General features: G+C 42.4%; 7 protein-coding genes. 2 read left to right on the top strand and 5 right to left on the bottom strand.

Annotated elements, in window-relative coordinates:
• Positions 1 to 279 precede the first annotated feature (279 nt).
• From AB5150_RS15450 to AB5150_RS15430, 5 genes are all read right to left on the bottom strand, one after another.
• Positions 280 to 1,680, bottom strand: a complete 1,401-nt coding sequence (locus tag AB5150_RS15450) for a hypothetical protein (protein ID WP_368292163.1) — start codon at positions 1,678 to 1,680, stop codon at positions 280 to 282.
• Positions 1,681 to 1,815: 135 nt separating this feature from the next.
• Positions 1,816 to 2,268 carry an 8-oxo-dGTP diphosphatase gene (locus tag AB5150_RS15445; RefSeq protein ID WP_161172291.1) on the bottom strand — a complete coding sequence of 151 codons (453 nt, stop codon included), beginning with the start codon at positions 2,266 to 2,268 and terminating at the stop codon, positions 1,816 to 1,818.
• 170 nt (positions 2,269 to 2,438) lie between these two features.
• A complete protein-coding gene (locus AB5150_RS15440) occupies positions 2,439 to 2,885 on the bottom strand; it encodes a hypothetical protein (RefSeq protein ID WP_368292161.1) in 447 nt (148 codons plus the stop codon).
• Positions 2,886 to 3,131: 246 nt separating this feature from the next.
• Positions 3,132 to 3,899, bottom strand: coding sequence for a carboxymuconolactone decarboxylase family protein (locus tag AB5150_RS15435; RefSeq protein ID WP_368292159.1), 768 nt, complete (start codon positions 3,897 to 3,899; stop codon positions 3,132 to 3,134).
• 95 nt (positions 3,900 to 3,994) lie between these two features.
• Positions 3,995 to 4,471 (bottom strand): flavodoxin, encoded by a 477-nt coding sequence (locus AB5150_RS15430; protein ID WP_004853634.1) that lies wholly within the window; start codon positions 4,469 to 4,471, stop codon positions 3,995 to 3,997.
• Positions 4,472 to 4,821: 350 nt separating this feature from the next.
• Here AB5150_RS15430 and AB5150_RS15425 point away from each other — a divergent pair, with 350 nt between their 5' ends.
• Both AB5150_RS15425 and AB5150_RS15420 read left to right on the top strand, forming a co-directional pair.
• Entirely contained in the window at positions 4,822 to 5,490 is a 669-nt protein-coding gene (locus AB5150_RS15425; protein ID WP_055274018.1) for a TetR/AcrR family transcriptional regulator, read from the top strand.
• A 71-nt stretch (positions 5,491 to 5,561) separates the two neighbouring features.
• A complete protein-coding gene (locus AB5150_RS15420; protein ID WP_368292157.1) occupies positions 5,562 to 6,173 on the top strand; it encodes an L-2-amino-thiazoline-4-carboxylic acid hydrolase in 612 nt (203 codons plus the stop codon).

Below are 6,173 nucleotides of genomic sequence, written 5' to 3'. Positions count from 1 at the left end.
ATCTCAAAATCTGATGCTTTATAGATGTTTCTGACACCGTCTCACGCGACAGCTTTTATAAGATACCACCATCATTTTACAATGTCAAGCATATTTTTTCTTTTTTCTATTTTTGTGTTTTTCCTATTATGTATTTTCTTATTCTCTTCTTATTCTCTTCTTATTCTCTTCTTATTTCTTTCTTTTATATTCCTCGTTATAATCAGATTTTAAGATACTATACCTGTTAGTTTCTCCGTTTCCTTTATACTCAGCTTATATTGTATCTATACTCTTTGCTTATACCAACTCAAGTCTTTCAATTATAAAACCTTCATTCTCCATGTGATATACGGTTCCGCAATATGGGCAGTTTCTCTGACGGACAGAATCAAAGCTTCCACCGCAATTACGACAACGAACAGATGTAATGGAGAATCCAGGTGGTTCCATGTAAGCAGTATTTCTCCGAAGTGTAACGTCTATGCAGTCTCCGCGCCTGTTGATGCCACCATTTTTCTCGCTGTAATTTATCCACCATGTCCTGAGTGCCATGCACAGATGACTTCCCTCCATATGTATATCCTGCACTGTCATAGCCTGCATATATGTCATTTCTATAATATCCTGAAAGTATGGATTTAATGTTCCACCACAATATGAGGCCAGATTCTCCGGGTGGTCTGACATAATTGTCATACGGATAAGAGATATGATCTGTCCCTCAAACTTCTCAAACGAAAAATACGGATCATATGGTGCAAATGCACTTTTGACCTTTCCTTTTGTTGTCACATAGGACCAGAACGGTATCCTCTTTCGTCCATCCCTGTTGAACTGTTTTGTCATAAATATAATAATAGAAATTATATATCCAAATATTCCGCCCATAATAAGTGCTACAAAAAATGACATAAACAAAGCCTGCGGTATTGGAGTTTCCCGGTCGAGAAAAGAAGGTATAAAACATGCAAGGAAGAAAACCAGCATTGTTATCCCTGTGGTCTTTCCCATCTTCTTCTGATTCTTTGTAGAAGCATTCTCTCGTATAAAAAATATATTTGTTACACGGGGAAACAGATCACTGATACGAAAAACCGTACGACAATAAGGGCAGCCTTCCGTGAGAGCTGCCACAGGGCTAACTGCACCGCAGTTTGGACAAGTCATGGACATACGTGTAAGTTCCTGCTCATTTGGAGTATGGACAACTGTCTCGTACATCGTATCTTCGGTTACACGCTCATATATTATGCCGGTTGAATTCTGGAATTGCAGATGCCTGTCAACCCCCTCATACATGAGATCAACTGTGTACCAGGATGTCTTTCGAGGCACTCTTGTAGTTCCCATCGTTTCTCTCTTCACAGGTGATGTATGCTGTATCATACGAATGCCCTTCCGTGCCATTCTATCCTTCTGAAGGCGAAGAATATATGATGTGTCTCCATCACAACTGCGTGGACGCATGTCAGAATCATACCAATGATTTAATTCTATGGCGAAATCATCAAAAATACTTCTGTGTTTCTCCCATGTTGGAGTATATTTCTTAAATGCTGTCACCTGTTTTCCATAACAGATCAAAGAAATTATAGCGGCTATGATCAAAGCCGCTCCAATACACAGAAAAACAAGAGCCGGCGTCTTATCTATATCCTCAACTGTATAGACTGAGGCTCCGAGAAGTCCCAATGCCAACAACACTATCCCCCTCACGAGCAATTTTGTATCTGGCGCTGGCACCTCCAATTTACGTTTTTTATTTGAAAGATTTGATATATCTGAAAATATTGACATTTTCTTTTCCCCATAAATCCCATTAAACTTTTATTGTTATTGTATCTTTGAAACTATGCCATTTTCCGTAAGTGTCTGCAGACATTCCGACGCACTGTCATCGTGCATCATCTGCCACACCTGTTCCATTCCTGGTGCAAGCGGTTTTAGCAGGAACTCTTCTCCCGATATCCAGTACACTTTGCCCTCTTCTGAAGATATAAGTTTCCCCTGATACTCATCCGTCTTGTACAGAAATCCGACATTTCTCACAGCTCCGGTCATCCAGTGATATATTCCGGTGAGCTTTGGATTGCTTATGGTCAGCCCGGTCTCCTCATATATCTCTCGTATCACCGATTCTGTGAATGTCTCTCCGGGTTCCACATGTCCACCAGGGAATGTCGTTCCGGAATAGCTTTTCCCTACTTTATCGAGTGCAAGTACACGCCCAGCGTGATCATATACCATGCACATATTCATAAATATTACCTTCTCTATTTCCGCCATTTTCTCCATCCTGTTGTTTCTATACATTCTGTATGTATTCTCCGGTCTATGGATTTATATCGCACTCTATATACTATATATCATAATGTGCGAGTACGATAACACGTTACTATCACAACGAGCTTAATTATCTTATGCTCTTTTTCAGAATGTCATATTTGTTATCTACATCATTTTGTATATTCTCCGAGCGCAGCCTTCAGATACTCATACCTCAGTCTTTTCTCTTCCTTTGCAAAATGTACCTCCCGCTGCTGCTCTGGATTATCCTCGTAATTCAAGACTTCATCGCCGAACTGCTCGCTTGTGAGATCAAAAGCGCAGTCACCTATCACATTGTAACAATGATAGTTTCCACCCGGTCTCTTTATACCGTACACCTTTCCGCCAAATATATCCTGTGCCAGAAAAGCAGTGATGGAACACTGCCCCAGCGTCATGTTATCCTTTGTCCATCTGTCCCTCATCCTCGGCGCACAGGTGTCTGCACACCAGATATGACTCAGCGCATCGTATAGATCTGTTGGGGTATTTATCCCCGGATATTCATCTGTGATGGCTGGTACATCTGCATGCTCCCAGCCCCAGAAATTGTATGTCTTTTTTCCGTTGTCCATCCATCTCACCTTCGATACTACATTATTCCACAGTATTTTCTAGCACTCCAATATTTTCTATCTTACATCTTACCACACCGCCGCCCTTAAGGTACAGTGGTTATCATATATCCGTCAAGGCTCTTGTCGAAACAAAAAGCCACCTGAATATAAATATCCATTCGTATTCAACCGCGAATCATATTTATACCAAGATGGCCTATATATATTCATATGATATTGTCACTTGCGTTATTTTCTACAGCTCTACTGCAGCTTTCCGTACTCCTCATCCGTCACAGGCTCGCACCATTCATTTGATGTCTCCTCACCTGGAACCTCGATTGCAAGATGGCTGAACCAGCTGTCAGGAGCTGCGCCGTGCCAATGTTTTACCTCAGCAGGAATGTTGATGCAGTCGCCTGGATTCATCTCAACTGCAGGCTTGCCCTCCTCCTGATAGTATCCGCGTCCACCGACACATACAAGGATCTGTCCGCCACCGCTCTTTGCGTGATGGATGTGCCAGTTGTTACGGCAGCCCGGCTCAAATGTCACGTTGAACACTCCGACCTGGCTTGTCGATACTGGAAAGAGATAGCTGTGTCCTATGAAATACTGGGCAAATGCATCATTTGGCTGTCCGATAGGGAATACCATGCTCTTTGCATGTGCTCTCATGGCCTCATCCTCATATGGAAGATCGCCCTCATTTACATTCCACACTTCCTTTGCAAGATTGAATACTGCCCAAGCCTTTGGCCAGCCGGCGTAGAAGCCAACATGTGTGATGATCGCTGCGATCTCCTTCTGTGATACACCGTGATCCTTCGCATTCTGAAGATGGAACTTCAGCGATGAGTCAGTGATTCCCTGTGCCATAAGTGCCACAACAGTTATGATACTTCTGGTCTTTACATCGATGTCATTGTTGTTCCAGTTCTCTCCAAAGAGAACATCGTCATTAAAATGTGCAAACTCAGGAGCGAACTCTCCGAGTGCATTTCTTCCCGCTGTCTGTACTATCTTTGCCATTGTTTTTCTCCTTCCAAATGTAACTCTGTTTCATATATTCGTCGGATGCATGAAGGTTATTATCATCTCTCGTGAATTTGTCACACATCTATTCTTTACGCGAGGGTTTTGTCAACCCACTTTTCGATTTCCTGTCTGTTTGCCCTGTTCAGTAGTCCACCTTCTACAAACTCAGCTCCCGGTGCTGACGGCTGGAGTTCCTTGATCGTGTTGCCCAATCCACTTCCGCCCGATGTTGCAAACAGTGTGATCTTCTTGCCTGTGAAGTCGTATTTCTCAAGGAATGTATTGATGATTGTTGGAGCCACATACCACCAGATAGGGAATCCAAGTACTATCTCATCATAATTCTCAATGTGTGCATTTGAATCATCAAGCTCCGGTCTAAGCTTCTTGTCGCTCATCTCGACGCTGCTCCTGGATTTCTTGTTCATCCAGTCAAGGTCAGCCTTGGTGTACAACTCCTTTGGTTTGATCTCGTACAGGTCTGCGCCTGCTGCCTCCGATATCATCTCTGCAACCTTTTTCGTGGTTCCACTTGCGCTGAAATATGCTATAAGCTTTTTTGACATTATGTAAACCTCCTTCAACTAAACGTCATCCCATTCTAATCACCTTTGACGTGGAATGATGCTGCATGTCAAGTCTTCGTCAAAAACCTGACACATTCCAATATCCGCCCACACATCCTATAAATGTATGAGCATAAAAATAAGCAAGTACTTTTCAATACATACTTATTTTAGTCCTGATATATCTATATGTCTAATACCTATATCGAATTATCTGTTATGCCTAAAAGGCATATTGTTACATTGGTCGCTTAATGATAGAAATTTTCAATTAACTCATTTAATCTTCTGGCCGCTTGATTTTGCAAATCCCATGTGATATAAAGTAAACACTGTTTACCAAATAGTAAATGGAGGTGACTATCATTCGGGAAAGTACAAAGGAAACAAGGGCGGCAATACTGAAAAGTGCCATGGAAGTCTTTCTTGAGGTTGGATATCAGGAGGCGTCCATGCGTAAAATCGCCGCAAGGGCCGGTATAACCGCAGGCGCAATATACAAGCATTTCTCAGGCAAAGAGGAAATGTTTGACGAGATATTTGAGGAAAGCGGCAGAAAGCTCATGGAAGTCACTGAATCCATGATCGGAATAGACTTCACTGCCATGTCAGATGACGAGCTGCTCAATGTGTTGTATTCCAGGATATCAGTACATATATTCGATATGCTTGAGGGCGACATGCAGCTCTTTCATATGCTGCTGAAAAATGACTCAGGCAAATGTCTGGAGAAATTCCGCAGTATCTATATAGAAAGAAGTGCTGGCTTTGCGCTTAAGTACTACGACGAGTTATACAAACGTGGGATCGCAGTCAGGAAATTATCTAAAAAAACAGTGTATATGCTCTCTCTGGCTGAGTTCTCAATGGTCTGTGAAATAATTGCAGATGACTCATGCCAAAGTGGAGTCACATCAGAGATGAAAACTGCATTTATGGAGGCTATGAATGTTCTGCTGCACGGCATAGAAGCAGAACTGCAGATAGGCAGAGCGCCTGATGATCCAGATCGAATTTAAATAGACAGTCAGGTCCATGATTGACCTGTATAGATAATTTGACTGGTGTCAAATAGAAAGGATATGTAACTATGAAATACAGATTTACACAGAAATTATTTGGTTATTTCTTTCACAATTCATGCATGAAGCAGGCAAAAGCACAGCATCTAAGCCTTAACAGTAAGGCTATAAAGAACGAATACAAAGCAGTCCTTGAGCGTGCCGATGACATAGGAAAGTCGCACCTCATGAGCTCATACTGCATGGGCGCATATTTCATCGCACTAAACAGAAAGACTTCTCTTTCACCGGAGGAATGTTTCAGCCTGTACAAAGACGGGCTGTACAACAATAAACTTTTTCATATGGTTATTGGAAATGCAGACAGCTATCTCGATGAAAAAAAGCTTCCGGGAAGGAAGAAATGGTCTGAGGAATCTCATCTGAGACGCTATAAGAATGACTGGGTTCTTGACATCATCGAGGGCGGGCCAAACGATGACTTCGTACTCGGCTATGATTATCACAACTGCGGGATCTGTAATCTCTGCCGTGACGAGGGATGCTTTGAACTGGCAAAATATCTGTGCCGTATGGATTTCGTGCTTGCTGACATGATGGACTTGAAGCTCACAAGGACTCAGACCCTTGCCGAAAATGGAGCTTACTGTGACTTCCGCTATGGACGGAAGTCACAGTAA

The sequence above is a fragment of the Coprococcus sp. RTP21281st1_F1_RTP21281_210402 genome (assembly GCF_040915325.1).
Classification (GTDB): Bacteria; Bacillota; Clostridia; order Lachnospirales; family Lachnospiraceae; genus Coprococcus; species Coprococcus aceti.
Note: the sequence above shows the minus strand (reverse complement) of the source record. Positions and strands in the feature narration are given on the sequence as shown.